Annotated in this window: 20 protein-coding genes; 9 read left to right on the forward strand and 11 right to left on the reverse strand. The window is 65.5% G+C overall.

Annotated features, from left to right (window positions below; translation table 11 throughout):
• Positions 1-614: 614 nt before the first annotated feature.
• The 6 genes from VTA80_RS16755 to VTA80_RS16780 are packed head-to-tail and all read right to left on the reverse strand — an operon-like array spanning position 615 to position 9,129.
• Complete coding sequence (locus VTA80_RS16755) at positions 615-1,319, reverse strand: TetR/AcrR family transcriptional regulator (protein WP_407342221.1); 705 nt, start codon at positions 1,317-1,319, stop codon at positions 615-617.
• On the reverse strand, positions 1,316-3,319 hold the full coding sequence (locus VTA80_RS16760; protein ID WP_407342222.1) for a beta-galactosidase: 2,004 nt from the start codon (positions 3,317-3,319) through the stop codon (positions 1,316-1,318). Before VTA80_RS16760 ends, VTA80_RS16755 begins: the two co-directional genes overlap by 4 nt.
• A gap of 2 nt (positions 3,320-3,321) precedes the next feature.
• Positions 3,322-4,206 carry a carbohydrate ABC transporter permease gene (locus VTA80_RS16765; protein ID WP_407342223.1) on the reverse strand — a complete coding sequence of 295 codons (885 nt, stop codon included), beginning with the start codon at positions 4,204-4,206 and terminating at the stop codon, positions 3,322-3,324.
• Positions 4,203-5,159: a carbohydrate ABC transporter permease gene (locus VTA80_RS16770; RefSeq protein WP_407342224.1), complete on the reverse strand. Its 957-nt coding sequence runs from the start codon at positions 5,157-5,159 to the stop codon at positions 4,203-4,205. The genes VTA80_RS16765 and VTA80_RS16770 overlap by 4 nt, the downstream gene beginning before the upstream one ends.
• The gene (locus tag VTA80_RS16775) at positions 5,152-6,393 is read right to left on the reverse strand and encodes an ABC transporter substrate-binding protein (protein ID WP_407342225.1); all 1,242 of its coding nucleotides are present in this window, start codon (positions 6,391-6,393) and stop codon (positions 5,152-5,154) included. Before VTA80_RS16775 ends, VTA80_RS16770 begins: the two co-directional genes overlap by 8 nt.
• Before the next feature lie 42 nt (positions 6,394-6,435).
• Positions 6,436-9,129, reverse strand: coding sequence for a glycoside hydrolase family 3 protein (locus VTA80_RS16780; RefSeq protein WP_407342226.1), 2,694 nt, complete (start codon positions 9,127-9,129; stop codon positions 6,436-6,438).
• Between the two features lie 128 nt (positions 9,130-9,257).
• On the opposite strand from VTA80_RS16780, the gene VTA80_RS16785 reads away from it, so the two are divergent.
• A complete protein-coding gene (locus VTA80_RS16785; RefSeq protein WP_407342227.1) occupies positions 9,258-9,992 on the forward strand; it encodes a TetR/AcrR family transcriptional regulator in 735 nt (244 codons plus the stop codon).
• Between the two features lie 633 nt (positions 9,993-10,625).
• Positions 10,626-12,272 (forward strand): hypothetical protein, encoded by a 1,647-nt coding sequence (locus VTA80_RS16790; protein ID WP_407342228.1) that lies wholly within the window; start codon positions 10,626-10,628, stop codon positions 12,270-12,272.
• An 881-nt stretch (positions 12,273-13,153) separates the two neighbouring features.
• Here the strand turns inward: VTA80_RS16790 and VTA80_RS16795 are convergent.
• Positions 13,154-14,074: a hypothetical protein gene (locus VTA80_RS16795; protein ID WP_407342229.1), complete on the reverse strand. Its 921-nt coding sequence runs from the start codon at positions 14,072-14,074 to the stop codon at positions 13,154-13,156.
• A gap of 520 nt (positions 14,075-14,594) precedes the next feature.
• On the opposite strand from VTA80_RS16795, the gene VTA80_RS16800 reads away from it, so the two are divergent.
• A complete protein-coding gene (locus tag VTA80_RS16800) occupies positions 14,595-14,732 on the forward strand; it encodes a hypothetical protein (protein ID WP_407342230.1) in 138 nt (45 codons plus the stop codon).
• Between the two features lie 374 nt (positions 14,733-15,106).
• On the opposite strand, the gene VTA80_RS16805 is transcribed toward VTA80_RS16800, so the two are convergent.
• The 3 genes from VTA80_RS16805 to VTA80_RS16815 all read right to left on the reverse strand — a co-directional run bounded on the left by VTA80_RS16805 (position 15,107) and on the right by VTA80_RS16815 (position 18,198).
• Entirely contained in the window at positions 15,107-16,030 is a 924-nt protein-coding gene (locus tag VTA80_RS16805; protein WP_407342231.1) for a pseudouridine synthase, read from the reverse strand.
• Between the two features lie 429 nt (positions 16,031-16,459).
• Complete coding sequence (locus VTA80_RS16810; protein ID WP_407342232.1) at positions 16,460-17,293, reverse strand: HNH endonuclease; 834 nt, start codon at positions 17,291-17,293, stop codon at positions 16,460-16,462.
• 236 nt (positions 17,294-17,529) lie between these two features.
• Positions 17,530-18,198: a hypothetical protein gene (locus VTA80_RS16815; protein WP_407342233.1), complete on the reverse strand. Its 669-nt coding sequence runs from the start codon at positions 18,196-18,198 to the stop codon at positions 17,530-17,532.
• A gap of 891 nt (positions 18,199-19,089) precedes the next feature.
• Between VTA80_RS16815 and VTA80_RS16820 the strand changes: the two genes are divergently transcribed.
• The 6 genes from VTA80_RS16820 to VTA80_RS16845 all read left to right on the forward strand — a co-directional run bounded on the left by VTA80_RS16820 (position 19,090) and on the right by VTA80_RS16845 (position 23,355).
• Positions 19,090-19,437, forward strand: a complete 348-nt coding sequence (locus VTA80_RS16820) for a hypothetical protein (protein ID WP_407342234.1) — start codon at positions 19,090-19,092, stop codon at positions 19,435-19,437.
• Between the two features lie 158 nt (positions 19,438-19,595).
• Positions 19,596-20,261, forward strand: a complete 666-nt coding sequence (locus tag VTA80_RS16825) for a VOC family protein (protein WP_407342235.1) — start codon at positions 19,596-19,598, stop codon at positions 20,259-20,261.
• Between the two features lie 154 nt (positions 20,262-20,415).
• Positions 20,416-20,685: a hypothetical protein gene (locus tag VTA80_RS16830; protein ID WP_407342236.1), complete on the forward strand. Its 270-nt coding sequence runs from the start codon at positions 20,416-20,418 to the stop codon at positions 20,683-20,685.
• Positions 20,686-20,744: 59 nt separating this feature from the next.
• Positions 20,745-21,356, forward strand: a complete 612-nt coding sequence (locus tag VTA80_RS16835; RefSeq protein WP_407342237.1) for a hypothetical protein — start codon at positions 20,745-20,747, stop codon at positions 21,354-21,356.
• Positions 21,357-21,390: 34 nt separating this feature from the next.
• Positions 21,391-22,146: a DUF881 domain-containing protein gene (locus VTA80_RS16840; RefSeq protein ID WP_407342238.1), complete on the forward strand. Its 756-nt coding sequence runs from the start codon at positions 21,391-21,393 to the stop codon at positions 22,144-22,146.
• A 741-nt stretch (positions 22,147-22,887) separates the two neighbouring features.
• Positions 22,888-23,355, forward strand: a complete 468-nt coding sequence (locus VTA80_RS16845) for a hypothetical protein (protein ID WP_407342239.1) — start codon at positions 22,888-22,890, stop codon at positions 23,353-23,355.
• A 79-nt stretch (positions 23,356-23,434) separates the two neighbouring features.
• Here VTA80_RS16845 and VTA80_RS16850 read toward each other — a convergent pair whose 3' ends face one another.
• Complete coding sequence (locus VTA80_RS16850) at positions 23,435-23,758, reverse strand: hypothetical protein (RefSeq protein ID WP_407342240.1); 324 nt, start codon at positions 23,756-23,758, stop codon at positions 23,435-23,437.
• Between the last annotated feature and the right edge of the window lie 348 nt (positions 23,759-24,106).

A 24,106-nucleotide genomic window follows, 5' to 3' on the forward strand; every position in this document is an offset into this window, starting at 1 on the left:
TTCTGGGTGGCATCGAGGTGTTTGGTCAGAGCGAATCAGGCCCAGACGAGTTGCCGACACTCGAGAACGTGAAAACCCCTCGCGCCACTCCCTGAGCCATCCGCTCCAGTTCGGATGGCTCACCGATTGGGACGCGGAACACGACTTTGGCGCTACCGAAAAAGCGAACGCGGTCGCGCCATAGCGCCTGCTTTCCGACATTCGCTCAGGGAGGGCGCTCCCGCTCACGCACCAACGCCATCATCTCAGATTCCGACACGGCGCATAGGTCCTCGGCCTTCGCTGCTAGGCAGTGCCTCTCGCGCTGTATCTGGCCATGTCAGAGGGGTCGGATACGGTCTCGCTGACGGCCAATTCCGGCCTCGGTGTACACCTCGCGAAAGGACCCAACGATGGCTCCCTCGATCCCCACGATCACATGTCCCTACTGCCGGCACACGTTCGTCGGCGTGACGGCTACGAAGCATGGCTTGATCAAGTGCGGCAACTGCGGCAAGGCCATGAATATCTGACCCCGCGGCGCCGTGCGCTCCTCGCGATCGCCCCGCAAGGCCGCAGATCGCGAGGAGGCAGGTGGCTCCGCTCGGACTGTCTCTCGGTGGGTTTTAGAGGTGTCAGAGAATTGGGTCTCGTTTGCGTCCGGCGATAGTGGCGGCGAGGATCGCTTCGATTGCGAATGCGGTGGAGCGGGCTAGGTCGATTCTCTTGGGGTCGAGCAGCCATTGGATTTGGAGCCCGTCCATGACGGCGATGATTGCGCTGGCGGCCACGGTGATTTCGCCCTCGGTAGGGCGGTCGTCGGGGCTGCAGAGTTCGTCGAGGGACTTCGCGACGAGTGCGCGTAGTCCGTCGAATCGTGCCCGAAACCAGGTCTGGGCTGGGTGGCCGTCGGTGACGGATTCTGCTGAGAGCACGGTGTAGGTCTGGACGATTCCGGGACGGTCCATGTTCTGGCGTGCGGTGGCGACCAGGTGCCGGAAGAGGTCTAGCCCCGTCGGGGCGTGCTGGCCGTGGAGGTGTGCGATGTCGGCGCGGTCACGATAGTCAAGTACCTCGAGCAGCAGCTGGTCCTTGGATCCGAAGTGGTGGAGGACTCCGGCGTGGGTCATGCCGACCTGCGCGGCGATTTCGGTGAGCGAGCACTGGTAGTACCCCTTGGTGCCAAAAGTCGCCATCGCTGCGCGCAGGATGTCTTCACGTCGTTGGACGGTCGCTTGTCGGGGTCGTTTCGATGCCCGATCGGGCTGGGGGACTCCGGGTGACGGCGTTGCGGCAAGCGCGTGAGCGCCGGGGCATTCTTCGTGGGTGGTCATCGTCATCTCTGCTCCCAGGCCAGGATCTGGTGGCCCGGCGAGAGTTCGAGTCTGCAGGTGCCGGTGGCTGTGATCGTGTGGAGGGTGCCCGTCGTGAGGTCGGTGAGCAGCCCTCTTGGGGAGGGATCCGGGCCAAGTGGTGGCCTCGTGTCGGTGGGGGGCCCGAGTTCGAGGGTGACGGTCCGTGCCTCGCCCCAGGAGACAAGGTGGATGAAGCGCTCGGAGCCAGTGGCGTGCAGGGTGGCGAGCACCCGCTGGGCCGGCTGGCCGGCATCGGTGATCGCCACCGATGGGCGCAGGCCGTGCGCTGAGAGAACGGCCGTTGCCGACTTTTCAGCGGGCACCCGGACCACGGCAAATCCGGCTCCCCGCGCCTTCGTGAGTGTGGCCTCGGAGACGGTGCTGGGTTCGGGCACGACGACGATTGTGCCCGGGGTTGGCATGTTAGCGGGGTTGCCGGGAGCGTCGACGAGTGCGGTGGGGTCCCAGAGGTCGTAGGGAAAGCCGCCGATGACCAGGTCCTGAACGACCTTGGACCAGGCGTTGTACGCGCGGGGTAGCTCGTTGTTGCCCCAAGGCACGTTGGGCTGGCGCATCGTGCCGGTGGCGCAGTACGCATCGATTGCGTCGGGCCGGTGCCAGATCACGGAGACCTTGGGTGCCAATCGAGCCATGAGGAGCGCGGGGTGCAGGGCCAGAACGGTCGTCACCTGCCGCACTGGTCCCGCGAACGTCGTCTCGGCTCCGTCGGAGCTGAGGGGTCCGTGCTCCCAGTTCTCCCGGTTGACGAGCATGTACAGGTTGAAGCCTTGGTATCCGAGGGCCACGGCGGCACCCCACCAGGCCTCTTGCTCGACGGGGGTTGGGTCTGGGTAGGCGACTACCTCACCGGGGGAGCGCCAGATACCTGTCATGAGCTCTGGGGCCCAGACCACTGGTTCGCCGACCGCTCGCGCGGTAGCGGCGGTCTTGGCGAGCCTGTCGACCGCTTCCCAGGTGAGCGGGGGTTCGTAGTAGTGATCGACGCCGATGGCGCTGGCTTGTGCACCTAGTCCGCGGCGGATCCCCTGATGTGAGATCGGCACGTCGTGGATCGGGTGGTTGATGATGTTCACGGTCGCGAGCAGGTGCCCGCAGCCCAGGTCTTGGTGGATCTGGCGGATGGTCTCGAGATGTCCGACGAGCGAGGACCCGAGGAACTCTGTCCAGTCGTGGATGGCTCGGCGGTTCGCGGGCGTGGGCCGCGCGACGGTGCCAACACCCAGAACCGTCGCACCGCTCGGGTTGTTGGGTCGGGGTGGTTGGGCGTCGCTGAAGCTGTACGCGGTTGCGGCTGCCTGGCCCCAGGCGGCACGCCAGCGGTCGACGTCGGCGTCGTAGCGTGCCGGGAGCCATGCCCGAAACGCCTCGATGGCGAGGGGGTGGTAGTCCGCGAAGTAGAGGGCGTCCTGGAAGCACACGCTCGGTTCGTTGTCGAGCTGGATGGCCACGATCGGTCCGGTCGGGTGCCGGAGGTCGCCGAGCTCGCGCCACACCTCGGTGAGCCAGCCCCGTGCCGCGCTGGTGTAGCGGGGGTGGTGGTGGCTGGGGACCGGGTGCAGGAACGGGGGGTTGTAGCCCACGACGGGTTGGTCGCCTGCGCCGAGCGCGAGGATGTCGGGGTCGGCCATGATCCAGTCCGGGTAGCCGCCGCCGGGTTCTTCCGCGCAGATCCACGGCCCGGGTTTGAGTTGCACGAGCAGTCCGAGGTCGGCGCACAGTTCGACGAACGCACGTGCGTCGAGTCGCGGGTCCCGGTCGCCCCAGTGGAACTGACCTTCTTCGGGCTCGTGGCGTCGCCAGGACAGGTAGGTGCTGATCATGGGGATCCCAAGCGCGACGACCGCCTCGAGGGCGGGGCGCCAGTGGGCGCGTGGCATCCGCCAGAACTGCACCTCGCCGGCTATCAACGGCATCGACTTCTCGCCGACCCACAGTTGGCCGTCGGCTACCCGGATCTGATCCATGCTCAGCCCTTTACCCCGCCGGCGATTGACCCTTGCATCAACCATTTCTGGATCAGGGAAAACAGCACGATCGAGGGGATCGCCACGACTATTGCCATTGCGGACAGGTCGTTCCAGGCCACCTCATAGCTGCTGGAAAGCTGCGCTAGCCCGACCGGCAGGGTGCGGTGGGCGTCGCTGCTGGTGAAGGTCAGGGCGAAGGTGAACTCTTCCCATGCGCCCAGGAACAAGAAGATTCCCGCGGCGACGACGCCGGGTCGCGCTGCAGGTAGGGCTGCGCGCAGCATCGCACCGACGAATCCGCAGCCGTCGATCCGGGCGGCCTCGTCAATCTCTTTCGGTACCTGGTCGAAGGCGGTCTTCATGAGCCATGCACCCAGCGGTGCTGCGCCGGAGACCTGGGCCAGGACCAGACCCCAGGGGGTGTCGAGCAGTTCGAGGCCGGAGATGATCTTGAAGAGCGGGATGATCAGGAGAACTGAGGGGAACATCTGGGTGGCGAGCAGGCCGATGAGGAGTACGACCCGGCCGCGGAACTTGAACCGGGACAGTGCGTACCCGGCGAAGATGCCGATGAACAGGCCGATGGCGACGCTGCAGACCGAGACGATGACGGAGTTGAGGAACCAGTTCCCGAAGCTTCCTCGGCCCAGGATGTACACGAAGTTGTCCCAGGTGGGGTTGGCGGGGATGACCGCTGGCGGTACCTGGTAGATCTCCGCCGTGGTCTTGAATGCCGCCGAGATGATCCCGATGACGGGCACCACAGCGAAGCACGCGAAGACGAGTGCGCCGATCCACACGAAGACCCGCGACGGGCGAAGGGGCTTGCGTCTTCGCGGTGGTGCGGCGCGGGTCAGCGTCGTCGACGCGGTGAGGGTGCTCATGCGAGGACCTCTTTCCCGTAGGCGCGGATGTACACCGAGGAGCCGGCGGCCACGATGACGAACAGGATCATGGACAGCGCGGAGGCGTAGCCGAAGTTGAAGCTGGAGAACGCTTCCTTGTAGACGAATGTCGTCAAGATGTCGGTGGTGCCTGCGGGTCCGCCGCCGGTCAGGACGTAGATGTTGGAGAAGCTGTTGAAGGTCCAGATCAGTGCCATCAGGGTCGAGGTGAGGATGGCGGGTTTGAGCATCGGCATGGTGATGTTCGTGAACGTGCGCCAGAACCCCGCTCCGTCGACTGCGGAGGCTTCGTAGACCTCTTCGGGTATGGACACCATCCCGGAGATCAGCATGATCATGATGAACGGAAAGCCGCGCCAGACGTTGGCCAAGATGACTGCGCCGAGCGCCGTCTTCGGGTCCGCGAGCCAGGCATGTTGGAAGTCCCCTAGCCCGATGGCGGCGAGGATCTGGTTCACGAGCCCGTTCTGCTGGTACATGAGCTTCCAGGCCAACGATCCGACGACCATCGGGGTCGCCCAGGGGAGGACAAAGACCGCCCGCAGCCACTTGCCCCCCACGATGTTGCGCAACAGCAGTGCACCGGCCATGGCGACGACGAACTGCAGGAAGACGCCACCGATTGTCCAGACCAGCGAACGACCAAGCACGGACCAGACCTCCGCGTCACCGAAGGCCTTGGTGTAGTTCTCCAGCCCGATGTACTCCCAGCCCTGGTGCTTGGTGGGGCGGACATCAAACAGGCTCTGCGCGGCGACCTGGCAGATGGGCACGACGACCAGGGCCAGCACCGCAACGACCGCCGGGGCCATGAACGCGTACGGCACCCAGCTCCCGCGGCGGCGGCGCCGGGGGAGCGCGACCGGTTTGAGTCCCCGCTCCGGGCCGGGCGCGGATGCCCGACCCGGAGCAGCGAGGGTGGAACTACTCACTGAGAGCCTCGTTCGCCTTGGCCACCGCGGCGTCCAACGCCTCCTTCGGGGTCTGCGTTCCTGCCAGCGCGGCCTGGACGGCCTCACCTAGCGCGGCGTCGACGTCATTCGATGCGGCCACGGCCGGGCGGGACTTCGCCTGCTCGAGGACACTCTTGAACTGCGATACGAACGGGTCATCGGCGAAGGTCGGGTCGTCAAACAGGGCGACCTTCGCGGGGAGCCCACCGATCTCCTGGTAGTACTGCTTGACGTTGGCGTCCTTCATCAGCCAGCCGATGAAGGTCTTGGCTTCCTCTTGGTGCTTGGAGTTGTCCAGGACGAGCAGGTCCATCCCTCCCAGCACGGTGGCCTCGGTCTGGCCGGCGGGCATGGGAGCCACGGCCCACTTACCGTCGATTCCAGCCTCCTGCAGGGCGGGAATCGTCCACGGACCCGAGGTGAACATGGCCACATTTCCGGAGACGAATGGCCCCTTGACCTCGTCCTCCGCGGCCGTTGCCATGCCCGGGGGCATGGCTGAAGCCTGCAGGTCGACCCACAGCTGCAAGGAGCTGACCGCTTCGGGGGAGTTGAAGACTGCCTTGGTGCCGTCGGCGTTGAGCATCTCAGCGCCTGACTGCCACAACCAGGGGTAGAACTCGAACGCACCCCAACCGCCGAACAGTGCGGCACCGTAGTTGCCGTCCTTGGTCAGCGCGTTCGCGACCTCGGTGAACTCGGCCCAGGTCGTGGGGGCGGCGTCGTAGCCCGCTGCGGCGAGCAGGTCGGAACGGTAGAACAGGGCAAGGGCCTCGACGTCGAGGGGGACCCCGTAGAGCTCGCCGTCCTTGGTGACGGCGTCCAGTGCGGCGGGGAAGTAGTCGGAAGAGTTGCCGACGACGTCGCCGAGCGGGACGGCCCACCCGGAAGCGATGTACTGGGGGGCTTTGGCAGGGTCGACCCGGACCAGGTCTGGTCCCTGTCCGGCCGTGATCTGGGTGACGAGCTTGTCGTAGAACGCGTCGTCGTTGTCGCGCAGGAGCTCGACCTTGATCCCCGGGTTCTCGGCCTCGAACTTCGGGACCAACTTCTCGATGGCGGCCGTCTGCGCGTCGTTGAACTGCTCTTGGAAAGTGATGGTGACTGGCTCTGGGGTGCCGGTGGTGCCGGTGGTGCTGTCGTTTGCGCAGGCCCCGAGCGCGACCACCATGGTCGTCGCTGCGAGGAGTGCTGCCGTGCGTTGGGCTCGCATGTTTCCTGGTCTCTTCTCTCGATCAAAGTGCGGACGTCGTTGTCAGATCGGATCGGGGTCGTGTGCCTCCTTGCCCTGAAGGCGCGGAAGGCGTGTGGTGAAGGACCTGGAGGGCTCGGTCCGCGTGTAGGGAGGTGTCACGGGATCCCCGGCGCGAAGGATCGAGGTCGCCTGTGTGTCGCGCACGTTCCGGGCCGCATGTAAGCGGAAGTGCGTTCCTGCGGGTGCCCAACTGTGCGCCCCGGTGTCCCATCTCTCAAAAACGCGGCGTGGCAAAAGGATGGTTGCCGTCGCGTCGGATTCCGCAGCTGCACTGACGACGACGTGCCCACCCAAACGTCGCGCGCCGACGGGAGTCAGACACCGGCCGTCACACCCGCCGCTGGCTTCGGCAAAGCAAAGTCCGTCGTGGTGTTCAAGGACGTCCAGATAGACCTGCACGACCTCACTGGAAGGACGAGGCGCAGCGTTGTGAAGTTCGACTCGCACCGTCACGCCCGCTTCGGACCGGTCGATGATCTCGAGCGGGCCGTACGTCCAATCGCCCCAGCCCAGGCCGAACCCGAACGGGCGGGCTGGCGCCCGCCCGAGGACGTCCCAAGACCGGTATCCCACGTTGACGCCCTCGGTGTAGTCGAGGTAGCCGTGCACGGGTGTCGCCGCTGGCACGGGCACATCCGCCTCGCGTGCGGGCAGAGTCCAGGGCAGTCGCCCTGCCGGCTCGAATGCGCCGAAGATGGTGCCGGCCAGGGCGTGACCGGCCTCCTGGCCCGGAAGCCACCACCACAACGTGGCCGCGGGTCGAGCCCCGTCCTCTGCCGCTGTGTTGTCAGCGGAGGCCGCGTCGAGCCAGGGGAGGATCACAGGGGCGCCAGCGTTGACGAAAACGACAGTCCTCGGGTTGGCGGCCGACACGCGGCGGACCAGTTCGTCCTGGCGGCCCGGCAGCGCGAGTGTTGTCCGGTCCCACCCTTCCGATTCCGACTCGAGGTTGGTGCCCACCACGATGATCGCGAGGTCGGCGGTGCGCGCTGCCTCGACCGCCTCGGTGATCTCCTCACTGACGCTCAGACCAGGTCGTAGATGTCGGATGGCCGCGCGAGCGAACCGGCCGTAGGCCTGGCCGTCGATCACCTGGACCGTCGCGTCGATCTTGATCACGCGCGGGTTCACCACGTCGATCAAGGCGGGGATCTCCTGCGGCTCGTTGACCGAGGAGTTGAGAATCACCTCTGCACCGACCCGGTGGTCCCCCTTGGCCGTGACCTGACCGTCGATCCGGATGCTGTACTGGCCGACGGTGCCGATTCCGATTCGGTGTACACCCGGTTCCGTGAGGGTCACATTGGCGAACAGGTGAAGGTGGTCAGCGCTCGGGTACCGGTCACCCAGAGCTGGGCGGCCGTCCCACCCCTCGCATTCGGTCCAAGCGTCAAGGATCTCCCCCAGAGCGTCGAGGATCTCGATCCGCAGCCCCGGCGAGCCGGTCACCGGGTCCGTGGCACGAGCGGCGAGGTCCAACGCTGGGGCCTGCGCAGTCGCGATTCCTCCACGGTGAACCGAGATCGTCACGTCGTCGGGCAGCAAGGCGCGCAGCCCCTGCACGGGCGTAACGACGTGGTGGGGGTTGACGTGAGCGCTGCCGCCACCCTGGACGAACGGCGCGACCGCGCCAGGACCAATCAGCGCAACGGACCGGATCGTGTGAGGATCCACCGGGATCAGGGCGGCCCCATTGGGCAGGCTGTTGCTCAACACCACGGTGGCCTGGGCGGCGAGACGGGTCAGCGCCTCGGTCGCAGCGTCCGCGACGTCGGCGTGAACGGGCCGTGCCGCAACAGGTTCGCGGGTTTGGCCAGGAGACCACGCCCCGACGCGCTCGGCCAGGCGGAGAAGTCGCCTCACCTTGTCATCGATCACGGACTCGGGGACCGCGCCGGTGCGCACCTGCGCGGTGAGCCGGTCTTCCCAAGGGCCACCCGGCCCGGGCATCACCAGGTCGAGACCCCCCAAGGCCGCCCCTACGGTGGACGTTGCGGCGAGCCAGTCACTGATGACGGCACCGTCGTAGCCCCACTCTTCCTTCAAGATCTCGACCAAGAGATGGTGGTGCTCGGTCGCGGGCGACGCCTCGATACCCGTGTCGATACCGTTGTAGGCGGCCATGATCGACCAAGGGGACGCTTCCCGGACCGCCTGTTCAAAAGGCGCGAGGTAGACCTCCCGGAGAGTCCTCTCGTCCATGCGGGCGATGTAGCTGGTGCGCTCCGTCTCGGAGTCGTTTGCGAGGAAGTGCTTGAGGCACACGCCGATCCCGTGCGACTGGATCGCCCCGATAAGCGCCGTGGCGATGTTGCCGGTCAACACCGGGTCCTCTGAGAAGCACTCGAAGTGCCGTCCGCCTACGGGTGTGCGTTGAAGGTTCACGACCGGGGCCAGGATCACGTCGATGCCCTTGCGTCGCGCTTCGGTGGCGAACAGGTCTCCGAGCCGGCGGGCGGCCTGCACATCCCAGGTCGCGGCCAGGGCGCTCGGCGCGGGAAAGAGCAGCGACCAGTCGGCCGGATCGTCCCGCACCCCGCGTACCCCGACGGGGCCATCTGAGACCACCACTGAACGCAACCGGATCGTCTCGAGGGAGTGCAGGCTCCACGCGGTTGCCCCCGTGAGCAACCGGACCTTCTCCTCGATGGAGAGCTTCGCCATGGCCTGGGTCACAGCTTCGAGGTGCGTCACGTTGCTCCTTCCGGGGACGGCGCCGGCGTCAGCGCGTACGATCATGGAACCACAGTTACTAACAGGTTAGTAACCTTTGAACGTAACGATTGCGTCACGGGCAAGGGGACGACCAAGATGGGCGCAACATGACCTCGACACCCACACCGGAGACCGTCTCGCCGCGCCCGCGCCGCAAGTCCACGACCGTCCAGGCCAAGACCAACGGATCCAGGGCAGCGAAGGCCCGCAACCCACAAGCGCGCACATTGCAGCGCCGCCAAGCCATCCTGGAAGCAGCGATGGTGGTCTTCGCCGCCCACGGCTACCGCAACGGGTCCCTCGGTGAGATCGCCGACCAGGTCGGCATGACCCATGCCGGCGTGCTGCACCATTTCGGCTCCAAGGAGCAGCTGCTCGTCGAGGTGCTCGAGTATCGCGACCAGGCCGACGTCGAGGATCTCGAGGGCCATCACGTCCCGGCGGGCACGGACATGCTCAAGCACCTCATCCGCACGGCAGCGCAGAACCAGGAACGCCCCGGCATCGTCCAGACCTACGCCGTACTGTCCGCCGAAGCCGTCACCACCGATCACCCCGCCCGCGAGTGGTTCCGCAGTCGCTACGCCGGGCTACGAAGCATGATCTTCAACGCGCTCAAAGATGCCCTGCCGTCGGACACGACAGTGCCAGACACCGAGATCGAAGCGGCCACGACCGCGATCATCGGCATGATGGACGGACTCCAAGTCCAGTGGCTCCTCGATCCGAGCGAAGTCGACATGCCCACCGCCGTCGAACTGATCATCGAGTCCGTGCTCGCCCGATGGGGCATCCAATTCCAGGGAAACGCCGATGCCGGAGGGACTGCGATCGGGCGGTAGGAGACTCCCCGGAACTTAGATGACCGCTCAGGACGCTGCGAGTGAAGTCCACGAGCACGGACTCGATGTTCGCGCCTGTGAGAGGCGGTGCGGTCCACCACAATCTGGCCAGGATCGTTGAGGAGTCAGATACGGGTCACGGGTCCGCCAGGCCAGCCCGCCAGGTACGACGCGTTGCTCAACAGCCCGGTGCGGTACATCGCATACCGAACTAACGTCCAGGTCGGGCAGACTCGGCACTTATCGCCAACTAGGCGTTGTTGGCTCGCCGGCAATGGCTCACGTTCGCCGACAGCGTCTTCTACGACAGCGTCCCGGGGCCCGCCGGGCGGACGACGAGGAGCATCCGTGCTGACAAACAAGCCGATCGTGTCGCATCGGACCCGCGGCCGGCGCTGGGGCTCGTAGGGCCAGGACTCTTGTGGAGACGCCACCCGAACTGCTTGTCTGGCTCACCACTCCGTGGAAGCAGCGGGCGCGCGGCGAAGCGATGTCGTGGACGACCGGGCCCGTTGTGCTGGTGCACTCATCAGAAGCTCGGGGCATAGATGGCTGGGCTAGGGCTGGACCAACACATGGAAGCGGTGGCCCGGGGTTGGCCCGCGTCCCGCAAGGACTCCTATGCTGCGAAGCGTGACGACACCGGCTGCCCTGACAGCGGATCAAGCCTCTCAATTGGTCAATGTCCGAGTGATGCTTGAGCACGCGCTAACGGAGGCTACTGCCGCACCGTTCATGCGACGGGCTACCGCCATCGTGCTACTCGACGCGGTCGTCGAAAGGGCCACGCACCTTGTCGCCGTCACGCGGGGTGTGCCGGTTGCCAGGAATGACGGTCTCGACGAGCTCATCTCAAAAGTCAAGCAGGACATGGGAGAGAGCTGGCAGCCCACCGTCCTTTCAGACATTCGGCAACTGCGGCGCGCCCGTAATGCGGCACAGCATGAGGGGCTACCGCCGGCCGGCGAGCTGGTGCCCAGCTGGGCAACCGCCGCGCGCACGTACGTACGCGACCTAATCGACGCCCAGTTTGGAGTAGACGTCACGCACGTAGTCCTGACTATCGCCGTCCAGGACGACGAGCGCCGTGCCGCGCTTGAGCAGGCCATGCAACTCGTCGATGGCGGCGACTACGCCGGGGCAGTGGCTGTCGCAACAATTGCCTTCAAAGAGTCTCAGCGCCAATGGCACCGGCTCCAGTCGTCTGGGGGGCTTTCGATTGTGTCGCCCGGTCAAAGCGGAGAGTTGGCCGTGGAAGTCGCCGAGCTCAGCGCATTGGCGCGAGACGGCGCGCTTGCGCCCGACGGTCAGGAGTATCTCTGGTTTCGCGGCCTAATTCGCGAGCAGGGAAACCTAATCGATGAAGGCGAGGCCCGCCGAGCCGTCGCATTCGTCTTCTGGTGGGTGATCCGTCTGGAAGCGGCCCTGAGCACCTGGGAGCCAGATCGGCGGGCGCGCAGAGACCGAGCGCAACGCCATGTGCGGACCGGTGCCGGTCCTGCCTCCATTGCAGACGCGACTTCGACACCCGACCGGGGCCGCGTGTTGCTCAACCAATCTGGGTCGGCGACTCCGCTTCCCGATCGGTGGCTGCTGACGTTCACGCTGCGGGACGTTCCGGCAGGAGTCGACTACTCCACTTGGGCCGAGTGCATACGCGAACTGCTTTCACATCCGCCGGCCAGGAGTCGCTGGGAGGTGCGCCAGGACGGAACCACGCGCGTTGAGGTACTGGATGAGGCGGAGATCCCGGCGCGAGTGGACGAATTGCGATCTGCCTTGAGCAGGGCAGAATTGGTGCTTGATGAGCAGGCACGTCAAAGCGCCGAGATTGATGCTGGTAGCGAAGCGGAGGGTTTAGCGTATCTGGAAGCGCTCGCCTCTGCCGGTCCGCTGCCGGAATGGGTTCTTGCCGTCAATCGCGCTGGTTTGCACGGCGAAGAGGTCGTTCTTTTGGCCTTGGATGACTCCTTACGGATTCCCGCCAGCGCCGACTCCGTCCCGACGGGGTTTGGGGGTCACCGAGAGACTCTCGTCGACCGAATCCATGCGTTTCTTCGAGCCGAGGATGCCGCCGGATCATGTTACTACGACGGTCAGGGCAATACGGCCGTATCGGCGGTCGAACCTCAGCGCCTGTTTGACCTCCTGAACGCAACTGGTGCCTTCGTCGACGAGCGCCTCAAGGAGCATGCTTCAAGGGTTGAGGAGCACGCGACGCTTGATATCCGCATTGAGGAAACACTCAACGCCACGCTGCAGGCCCAAGACGAGATGTAGGCGACCACGAAATGGTGTCGCGTCAATGGAGAGCACGACCGAACTGAGCAGGTGACCGGCTGCTGGGTGAGCACCGCATATGGGAGTGTCGCGGTCTGTGGACCGCCGGAGCAATTGCCGGATCCACCTCTATGGAATCAAGGCAACGGCGCCGCGGGCGTGGCGTCTGCGGGCGGCGCTGCGCGCCGTCCTCGCCACTCACCTCGCACGAACCTGACTTCAGGGTCACTGTCAACGATCCGGGCGCCACTCTTCAGTCTGCTAGGCCCTCGCCGGGTCCCTCAATGCACTCCTTGAGGATGCCGATGGGCCCGGCACCGGGGCGTGGATGACGGGAATCGTGGCCGCCCCGGGGCAGTGGCTGTGTCAACTCGAATTGGCCCCAGGCTGTCAGAGCCAGGGCAGGGTCCGTCGTCGCCACCGTGGGCCGCCCGGAGTCTGCCCCGGCCCCTTGTTGACGTCGGTTGCCTCCGACGCGTGTGGAGGCTCAAACCGCGTCAAGCACAGGCTGACGGTCGATCCGGCCTTGGGCGTTCGCTCGGTGCGCGAGGAGCACTGCGGCGAGCCAGGCGAACCAGATGATCTGCAGCAGTCCGAAGGCGTAGCTAGCCTCGTGGAGCGCTGGGACGGTGGAGGCCAGGCCGGAGCATGGCGGGGGCCTGTTGGTGGTAACGGGCACGGCGGGGTCGGGAAAGTCGGCGCTCCGAACGCCGCGGCTGGCACGGGCCCGCCTAGACAAAACCGTCAACGAAGTCATGAGACATGCCCGTGTCTACGATGTCCCGAGACATGAACGTGCACGATTTCCTGAGACATCACACCGGCTACACCGCTCCATCCTGGATTGGGAAGAGCCGGTCAAGCCCGGACCGCACCGAACGTTACTTCGTGCTATAGACATCAGAAAATTCCGACACCCTGGTCCAGCGTGCAGTTAGGACATCCCAAGTGAAGTCCTCATTCGTAGAGCCGGGCGATCCGGCCCATCTCAGTGGCCTGTCAGCTGTACCGAGCGTCACGGTCTCAGAATGTCCATTGACGACCGCGGAGACAACAACCCGTCCCGTGTAAAGAAATCCGGGGGTGAATGTGAGCCAGATGGTTGCACGAATGTTGTCGCTGTTACGCATAACAATTGCCGCAGGCGGCATCTCCCATAGAGCACTAAGACTAGGACTAGTCACGGTTGCGCCTTCATCTAGCGGGGCTTCTGGGTTGATATAAGTCTTGCCCTTTGCGACATCCACGGTAATGTTCGGACCAGGTTCGCTAATCACGTAAGGAGCCGGGCAGTTGACCGCGCAGAGTGGCGCCGGAGGCGGTGGCGGCGAACACGTCACGCCCGTGAAGGGCTCTTTCATCTCGATCCGTGAAAACACTTCTACTCTTACGGAATCAATGAATATTTGGGTTTTCATTACGCTATAGACATTGAGTTGAATACGCGAGTCTTTGCGATACAACTTCGTTTGCGAATCGAGCCAATGCTCCCACTCGCTGCAGTGATTATATGTCTTTTCAATAGCGAAACCTGGTGGATTAGGGATTTGTTCAACTCGCCCATCGAAGTAATACTCGGACTCCGTTGCTGACATTTGAGCCGACCAGACCTCTTTGTTCGCAGGTGTCTTCGGCACATCGCGATCGACGAAAGTCGAGTATCCAGCGAAAATCAGAGCCAATATAGTCGCAATGCCTGCCAGTCCGGACCAAACTGGGTGACGAAGGCTCCCTGCTAAAACGGATGCGCACTTGCGGCTCGCTGCCGCTATGGGCTCAAGGGATGCCTTCGGACGCTTCACGTAATGTCCCCCCAATGGAACTCTCCGGTACTGATCGTCGATGTGGCCTCTCCGAGCAACAAACGGAGGTGCCTGATCTCCGCCAATCCGCCCTGCTCATCCTTGTTCGCCAACTTCTCCGGCGCCCCTGATTGCGCCCCAGGTTCAGCCGCTCCTAAAGAGTGGCACCCAGGCCCGAGTCGTGTCATCTGCGGCTCGCTGAAGTTTGCCGGGGAGGTGAGGCACGCTGACGACGAGGCAAGGGTCAAGCTCGCTCAAACCGACCTCGCGCGCGAGGCGGCTGAGAGTCGGCCACCCCGACCTGCCTTGCCCGGGTGATGGCCCTACGGTCGGCAACAGGCATCCCCGGATGTAGACCGGACAGACCCGCCAACCGGTCGCCTCTTGATGCCACCGATGCCGCGGACGCGGTCGCTACATAGCGCCTGCGAAGCTGCGCGCCCACCGACTTGCACTGCAACCCGAGTCAGGTGCGATCCTGTCGCGACGGACTGATCGTGTGCCCCGCCTTTGTCAGGCCATGGAGGACCTCGCTCCGGATGTCGAGGCACTGCGCCTGGAAATCGAGGCTCAGACGGCCGGCGCTGAACAGGCAGAGCAACTCGCCGCGGCGGCGACTCTGACAGCCCTGATCACCGACGGCGAAGTACTCATCTAGGAATCTGTTGGGAACGAAGCGGGGTCGAGGCCGCGGATTACCGTCCACTCGGTTCTGGACGCGATCGACACCTTCTACGCCGAGGCAGATAACCCCGTGTTGAGTCCTGGGTCGTCACCCAGGAAGGTGCTCGGCGCGCCGGCGCGCGCTGTCCGCGGGTCCTGCCGCCGACGACCCTCATCTCCATCGGATGGTCCCACTGGCCATGGACGTCGGCTACGACGCCGAGGCCGACTCCGACTTCGGCCTCGACGTCATCCTCAACGGACTGGGCCGGGTGCTGTCCACGTCCGAGACAAGCCGTTGACACCTCCCGCCTCGGGCACGGTCGACTCACCGATGCCGCACCGGTCGCTCGTCCGGGATCTCCCGGGTCATTCCTGCGCGGTGAGCGGCAACGAGCGGACGCTGCGGAACCGCCGGGGCTGCCCGTCGACGGGGTCCGTGAACGCGACCTCGGCCGCGAGGAGTTGGAGGGGCCGACGGAAGTCGTCGACCGGGACATCCTGCAGGACGGGGTACAACGGGTCGTCGACGATGGGGATGCCGAGCCCCAGCAGGTGGAGGCGCAGCTGGTGGGTCCGGCCCGTGCGGGGTGTCAGGCGGTAGACCCCGGCGCCGTCCACCTGCCGCTCCAGCTCGACGCGCGTCTCGGCGTTGACGAGCGCCCCGGGCACGACCTGGGCGCGCCACGTGCCGGGCACCTTGCGGATGTGGTTGCGGACGACGGCGGGCAATACCAGGTCGGCGCGCAGCGGCGCGACCGCCCGGTAGGTCTTCTCGACTGCGCGGAGCTCGAACGCCGTCTGGTAGGGGCCCCTCCAGCGTCTCTCGGTGGCCAGCATCAGCAGGCCGGATGTGACCCGGTCGAGGCGGTGCAGCGGCGACAGCTCCGGCAGGTCGAGCTCCGCGCGCAGCCGCACGACGACGCTCTGCATCACGTGTCCGCCGCGTGGGATCGTTGCGAGGAATGGCGGCTTGTCGACGACGATGAGGCGCTCGTCCCGGTACACCACATGGATCCGACCCGGCACCTCCGGCTCGTCGCGCAGGTCGCGATGGAACCAGACGAATCGGTGTGGCCCGTAGGGGTCCGCGTCGCGCACGGCGCGCCCGCTCTCCTCGACGAAGCGCTCCTGCGCCAGCATCCCCGGCACATCGACGTGCTCCGGCAGGCGGTGCCGCAGCCACGCGCCCATCGTCGGCCACACGGTCGGGCCCCCGCGATCGCGGTCGGGGGTGCGGAGCCAGGCGGCGGCGAGGCCGTGGCGTGCCGGGAGCGGTGAGCGAGGAGGCACCGGACGATCGTACGAGGCGGACCCGTCGCCCAGACCGGTGGTGTCCTCTGTGCAGTGGGCCCGACTGCTCGAGGCGATAACCGCCACCCACCCCACCGATCGCCCCACGGCGAGCCGAACCTCCCTGGCGCTGCGCAAGATCACCGCAGCTGACTTATGACGGCGCCGGGCGCCGTGGATCATCGAAGACGCCGCAGTCGACGTGCGTGCACGGTCGTTAGTCGAGGGCGACTTCGGTCTGCGGTTCTACGAGGCATCCCGCCGCGCACCCGAGGCGGTTTCAACCTCGGGACCCTGTGCATCCTGGACCGCGAGCCGCGCACCCTCGACGCCCAGGAAATCGGACTGAACGCTGTGTGATGCCACCGATGCAGCAGGCGCAGTCGTCGTCGCCTGCTCAGCGAGGTCGGCCCTGACGTTGACATCCGCTTAGGCGTGGGTCTCGGCCTGGACGGCATCGTCCACGTCCGTGACCGCGTAGCGGCGGTGCCCGCCCTCGGTGCGCCCAGCCCGCAGCAGCCCGACCTCGCCCCACCGGCGCACGGTGCTGGCCGACACAGCGAACAGGCCAGCGAGCTCTCCTACCTGGAGGAGCTCGTCGCCCGATAGACCAGGCCGGCGCGCGAGCCAAGCGCGCGTGATCGCTTCCCCAAACACTGGGCCGGGGCGTTGATACCTCTTGCGCTCTGCCGCGCGCGCACGCCGGTACTCGACCGCGCATGCCCGGCACGCCCGGCCTCCGCGCCGCTGGACGTGGGTGTTCTCTGGAGTGAACTCATGGCCCCGCTTGCAGTGTGTCTTGTCGCCGTTGGCCGGCTGCCCCGTATAGAGATAGCCGGCACGCTCGCGGTTCGCGCGAGTGTCCTCGCGCTGGCACTGCACGCACTTGCGGCCGGGTGCCTTTGCGGGGTTCTTGGAGCGCGTTGGTCGCGCACTGATTGCGCCGGGAACGGTGAGGTCGTGCCCCCGCGCGCAGACATCCTTGACATGCGCGTGCCGCCCGCGGGCCCGATCGACCATGTCCGCCGCGTTCTCCCGCACCGTACCGACGCGAAGATGGGTGATCTCGACGCACGGCGGGTTGTCGCAGGAGTGCAGAACGAACAACCCGTCAGGGATCGGTCCGTGGTGGTGTTCGTAGACGACCCGGTGGGCCATGCGATCCCGTGAGTGGCCGTCCACAGTCTCAGAGGTAAGGCCGTAGCCATTGCGCAACTTGCCTGTGAACACCAGGCAGTTGCCCCGGCGCTCCACCTTGGCCATGACCCGTCCGTATGGCGGGGTGGCGTGCCTGCTCACCGGGCGCCCGCCGACGCCAGACCAGCACGGGGCATGCGCGTGATGGCCACGGTCGCAGGCTATACGCCGCCTGCGACATCTCCCCAGCGCCGACGGCTGGCGTCCCGGTAGCTCCTGATGAAGAAGCTGATGGTGCTGACGACTGCGATGGTCTTCAGATGATCGTCGTTCGCAAGCCGTTCCGCGCTGTCATCGTGCGCTCAGCTGTCGATCACTCTGCTCAGGTACACCGGGTGCGACACGGGGTAAGGCGGACGGGTCGTCTTTGATTCGAAATCAGTTGCCAGCAACTCACGTACCGCGGGCTTCAAGCCAACCTTGATGAGGGCAGCGCGGTCGGCGTCGACGAGTCGGCCCATCAGTCGCTTCCGAATCGGCTCGATGACCTCATCAAGTCGCTCCGCCACCGCGTTGACGAGTTCAACAAAGTTGCGTACCTGCTCCGGGGGCATCGTGCTGCAGACGCTGTACGCCCCGATGTCGAGAACCTCGAGTGTTTCGGCGTCGAGGACGCCGAACGCGTAGGTGACCGAGAGGTCCGACTGGGAGTGCGCGATGGTGCGGTTGCGAAACTTCGCGACGAGCTCATGTGTCGAGGAGAGCTCCTGAGGGATCTCGACAAATTTGGTCACTGGTCGCCGCACCTTCGAGGGGAAGAAGGTGCGGCAGTAGGCCATGACAGCGTTGGCCAAGAGGGACCGCTCGGCGTCCTCGAGCGGCGAATCAGCCGACGTGCTCCGCTGCGCCAGTTCGAGCGCATCGCGTGCCTCCACCAGGTCGGCCGCGTGGCTGGACAGTTCGATGAACAAGCAAGCGTCTTCGGAGTCGTCGACCATCACGAGTTCGAACCGCCGTACGTCAGGACTCACGGATCAAGTATGGCGGGACCCGCGTGGCCAGCCAGCTTCCCGCCACGATTGCCCAACCGGTCGGTGCAAGCGGCGCGTCGTCGACCCGCGCATAACGACAGCTAAGCGATGGAACTTGGTCGAGCAAGGAACAGCGACATGCCTCTGCATTGTCTCGCAGCGGTCAGGCAAAATCATTAGCGCTCGATGTTGACAAGGTTCGTCAAGCGTCTGTATCGATTGCTCTAGCCGTGTCGAAAGAATTGGCGTCAGCGTACTTCAGCGCGACATCGATCCACGCAGAGGTGAACGGACGGTTTGTCGGGTCCGAATTTGAGTATCGATCTACGAGCGATCTCAAGTAGGTCGAATCGACTTCATCCGTAAGTAGCCCGACACTGCGATCGGCAGCCAACTCGAACGCAACTCCCGGGGCGAGCTTCCGGTCGCTCGTGATCTTGTAGCCTGTCGTAGCCTCGACGAACTTCATATCATCCGAGGTCAATGAATTCAGTGCATTCGGACGATCGTGCCTTGCGGCCTGAACAATGAATGGCGCATTGGTCGGATTCACATTCCCTATAGACACGACTCTCCCCTGCGGTTTGTTGTGCCAGTCGACTGAAATACTGTACCGACGCCTTAAATAGGCATTGGAACTGCTTGGCTACTCGGAAGTGAAAGCAATGCCACAGCATTTCGCATCGTCAATTGACCCCAAGCCTGACTTTCTTTGATCATTATCGACGCTAGCCGCCCCAACTCGGGAACGCAACCGCCACGTACCGTATCGATTGCCTCATGTGGGGCCATTCGTGATTCTTGGTTCTTTGATAGTGCAGCGTTTCGATTCTCCTTCATCGGGTCGCTTGTCGGTCGATTCGGACTCTGAGGACCAACAAGGGGGCGGTCATGACAGACATCAGGATCAGCGCGGCGTCGACGAAACTGTCGGGCCTCGTGGCAGGACCCGCGGCTTCGGGTTCAGCAGCGCAGCAGGTGTACGACAGAGCCGTCAAGCGTCTGACCGAAGCGCAGAAACAGCTCGCCCAGGACGCCGTGAACAAGGCACCCGAGGAGACGCTGAAGGTCGACGAGGCGCTGGTCGAGATGGCGGCGGCGGCCGTCGCCGCGGCTGCCGCCGTGCTCGCGCGCGAGCAGGACCGCAGTCAGGGCACCAGTGCGCTCCCCTCGGGGGCATCGGAGGCCGAGCGCACCCCCGATCAACGACGCAAGGGCGAGGTCGACGTCTACGCCTGACTTTCACTCGGCATCTGGTCGGTTCGAGTTGACGTCACGGAGTCCAAAAACCGCTACGCCGCAGTAGGTGGCCCCGGTAAGCGTTGTGCGCGGAGCGGCCCCTCCGAAGCCCGCGCCGGGAAGAGGCCCCTGAACCTGATGTCAGTACCCTCCTGCGCATGAGGCCACGCATCCAGGAGATCGTCATCGACTGCGCTGCTCCTGCGGACCTCGCACGGTTTTGGGGTGCCCTTCTCGAGTCGAGATGGGCCGCGCGCGACGACGACTGGGCGAACGTCGGCGCCGACCCCCTGCTGCTCGCCTTCCAGCGCGTCCCGGAGTCGAAGTCGTCTCCCAAGAACCGATTGCACCTGGACATCGCGGTGTCCGATGCCCCCGAAGCGATCGCGCGGGCAGTTGCTCTGGGTGCGCGAGAACTCGGCCAGCGGCATCTGAGTGAGACCGGCGACGGCTACGTCGTGATGGCCGACCCGGAGGACAACGAATTCTGCTTCGTGGTGGACACCGATGGCTCCTGGGAGCTGGCGGCACGGGCCGCGCTCGCCCTCGAGCCATCCCATGGTCGCGGAGAACTGGCGCGTCCAGTGCCGCCGGCGCGAGCTTCTTCTGAGTACCCGATGGACAGGCGATCGCTGCTGTGCGTCGTCAGCCTGGTCAGCCTGGCCGTATCGGCCGCGGTCCTGATCTTGCTCATCCCGTCGTTCTTCCGGCCAGGCGAGCAGGTCGACCTCTGGCTTGTCGGGGTCCTCGCGGTCCTCGTCTTGGCCTTCGCGGCGGGGACCCGGCGCTGGCATCCAACGACGCCGGCGTCCAACGACAGGTAGCCAGAAGGCCCGCAACCGATCGTCAGCGGGAGCGGAACAAAGCGACAGGTATGTGGCTGTTGCGATCGGTCGGGTCACCCTCTCGGTCGTCGGTTCGGTACCCGCGGGTTGTGGATGCGGTTGGATGAGGTGCTGACCCGTCGAAGGAGACATGATGGCGCGATTCGAACAAGTGATGGGTCGGTGGCTGTCGTGGGGCGGGCTGATTGTGGCCATCGCGTGCGGGAACGCGATCGCTGCGCTCAACTGGTTCGCGATCGCCCAGGGTTACGCCCGTTCCGATGCTGTCGCTGGCGGCGCGTCGGCGTTGGTCTCCGCCCAACGCTATGCGTTTCTCGCGGTGTTGCTTTTGGTGATCGGCTTGCGCTTGGTCGACCGTCGGGCGGCCAGCGTTGTCGAAGCTGGCGCTGAGTCCTCGAAATGACGCGCCTTCGCACCTTGGCGCTTGGTGCGGTTTCGGTCGGGGTGGCGCTGCTGCTTGTCATGGCGGGAACGCGTGTGGTGACCGTGGATTCGGCGACGTTCCCTTTCGACGGGCACGGCGTCACTCATCTCCTCGACGTTCTCGTCAGTGATCTCAACGCCGGCGATACGGCCGCTGTGGCGCAGTTGGTGGCGGGTGAACGAGCGACGCGGGACGGTCCGCCGAGCGGGGTGGACCTCGAGGCTGCCGAGGCGTGGATCGGTCAGTTTGGTGGGCTCGGGTTGGATGATGCTCGCTACCAGTGGCGTCGGGACCTGGACGGGCTGCGGGCCGAGGTCCAGATCGCAGCGCGGACTGCCGCGGGGTCACCCACCACGATGTTCCTCACCGTGACGGGCGACCCGATCGTCGACGGTGACCTGCGAGTGGCATCCGCCGCGTCGTCGATCAGCGGCCCGGAGGTCGACACGCGAATCGGCGCGGCAGCGCTGACGCAAGTTCCAGCTTCCGACGGTCGCGAGGTCGTGGGCCGAGACTGGGCGCCGTTGGCAGGCTGGGCGGGCGTGGCGTTTCTGATCGCCGGGCTGGTGCTCTCGATCGGTGGGTCCGTTCGGACCAGTCTGAGCGGACAGTCGGGCGGGAACTCAGTTCTCCCGCCACACGTGAACTAGCGTGGTGCCGACATCCACCCCGGGAGGAGCGCTCGTGACGGACCGCACGCGTCGTGGGACGCTGCGCGCCGTGCGGGGGCCCGCGGCGGTGGGCATGGTGCTGGCCCTGGCGGGGCTGCTCTTCACAGCGAACGCGCGCCTGGCCCGGGGCCAGGAGGAGCGCCACCCGCAGAACCTGGGCGAGCTCGCTCAGGTCGAGTCGAACCGGGTCGAGGCACTCACCGGCGACGTCGAGAACCTGCGCGCCGAGGTCGACAAGCTCACCAAGGACCAGGTGAGCACCATCGACGTGGGGGACCCCGCCGCGGCCGAACTGGTGAAGGTTGCCTCCGGCCAGACCGCCATGAGCGGCCCGGGCGTCACCGTCGAGCTGAGCGATGCGCCGGCCGGACGAACCCAGCCCGAGCTCGCCAAGCCGGACGACCTCGTCATCCACCAGCAGGACCTCCAGGACGTCATGAACGCGCTCTGGGCGGGGGGTGCGGAGGCCATGACGGTGCAGGACCAGCGCGTCGTCGCGACGACCGTCATCCTGTGCAACGGCAACGTGCTCCAGCTCGGGGGCCGGCTGTACTCGCCGCCCTATGTGATCCGCGCGATCGGTGACCCGACGGCCCTCAGGGCGGCGCTGTTCCGGTCCGAAGCCATCCTCAAGTTCCTCCAGTACGTCGACTGGGTCGGGCTCGGCTGGTCCCTGACGACCGAGGACACCCTCGAGCTCCCCGCCGCCGAAGGAACCACCGAGCTGAAGTACGCGACCGTCCCGGCCGGGACGAACGTCTTCCCGTGATCGGTGCCGTGGGGGCCGCGCACGGCCGGCCGCCGCTCGGCGTCGCCGTCCGGTGACCCGCGCGGGCGCGGGCTCGGGCTGACCATCACGGGAGTCCTCCCCAGCACATGATCACGCTCGGCGTATTCCTACTCGCGTTCGTCGTGCTGTGGCAGGGCCGGAACGGGTGCTGTGCGAGAACCGGGCTGAGGGCACGATCCAGGTGCGCGATGTTGCCACCGGAACTGTCTTGGGGTCAGCGTCCGTCGACTGGCCGAAGTTGGTGGCGAATTGTCGCCTGGACCGACGGCAAACGCTCATACCTGCTCATCACGACCGTCATAAAGACGGACAGCGGAACAAGCGGGGCGACAACGGCCGACATGATCGAGATGGCCGGCAGCGTCCCCGTCAGCAAGTGACCCGAAGCCGACTCCTATCGAGACGTAGGCGCCGACGCGCTCAATGCTGAACGACAGTCAAGCGGTGTCAGCTCCGATGCGGCGATCGCTCCGCAGTGCCAGCGTCATGAGCGTTCCCGCGGGAACGTTCCGTCCCAAGAACTGAGATGGAATCGTCCACGGTCTCCGTCGACACCTTTCCGCAGGAACGCACTGGCCAACGGGTGGACGGCCCCGCGCGAGGGTTCCGGTCCGTCGAGGGACTTGAGGCGGGTTCATCTGAGCGACGAACCTCCCGCACGGTGATCGCGAATCAGTCAAAATGATGATCCGGCAGATCGAGTCCGATAGGTGGCGATCCATGTTTGCCCTGGCCTGGCGCTGGGTGGTGCGAGCTGCGACCGGGTACGTCCTGCTGATCGCTTTGCTAGCTGTCAGCTTTGCCTTGTTCCAGCCTGCCTTGGACTGGAGCCGAGTTGGCGGCCTCGATTCGCTCATAGTCAGCTACGCGTTCTGGGTCGTCGTGATGGTCCCCGTCCTAGCGCTGGCTGGCATCGCGGAGGCGGTCGCCGTCTGGCTCGCGCTCCGTATGTCGGCAGGCTCGACGACGGCCGGTGCGATCACGGCGGGTATCAGCGGTGCGCTGATTGTTATGGCCTTCACGCTCATCTACTCAGAGCCACGAGCGGTCGACTTGGTCGGATACGGCCTGGGAAGTGTGGTTGCCGGGGCCATTGCTGCCTGGCTGACGGTTGGTGACACCTCGAGGATTTCGTCGGTAGCCAACTGGGTTGAGCGACTGCGACGGGAGGAAGTGTTCGCGCCGTGAGCGATTGCGGCTAGGGCAGGCCTGACGGTGGCGCAAGAGCTCGTAGCGACAGCCAAGGTGCTCGTCGATGGGTTAGGCCCTAGGACGATCCCTGGGTCCAGATGTACCAACTCGACGAGGGTTCGTCCCTGGTGAGGTAGTAGCCCCAACCGGTGAGCTCGCCCTCAGGTAGGGATCCGTCGGTGTGATGAAAGACGGCGTCGATGTGGACCCAGGCGTTGTCTTGCCCCTCGTATCCCGTGCCGATGGCCAGCTGTGTTCCGTCGAGCGCCGCGTCGATCTGCACCTCTTCGATGGCTGTGCCGAACCAGCCGTCGACGGTGGATTGGGCCAGCCCGGGTGTCGCGATCGCCGCCAGTATCGATGGATCCTGTGCATTGATCGCCTCGATGTAAGCGCCCACGACCTGTTCCGGGGTGGCGTCAGGTGGTGGGGTCTCGAGCGGGGCGACCGTCGACCTGCTGCTGCAGCCCGACAGCACGAGCAGAAATGTGATTGCGCAGGCAACGAGGGCGCCCCGGTGCAGCGTCTCCGTCGTCACGGCCTCGAACCGTCGTCGGTGGATGTGCGAGCGGGGTGCACTTCAACTCCTGAATCCCATTCTGCGAAGACAGCCTCGGCATCACGGTAGACGCGAGCTGGCTCAGATATGTCGAAAAGCAGGTCAATGGCGGCCTCGTGCCTCTGACCGACTGCTTGCCGCAAGACGTTGGGGAAGGTGGGCGAGCCGGCTGGAGGGCGTCGTCCCCCA

Origin of the sequence: Pengzhenrongella phosphoraccumulans (assembly GCF_045689905.1) — a bacterium.
Classification (GTDB): Bacteria; Actinomycetota; Actinomycetes; order Actinomycetales; family Cellulomonadaceae; genus Pengzhenrongella; species Pengzhenrongella phosphoraccumulans.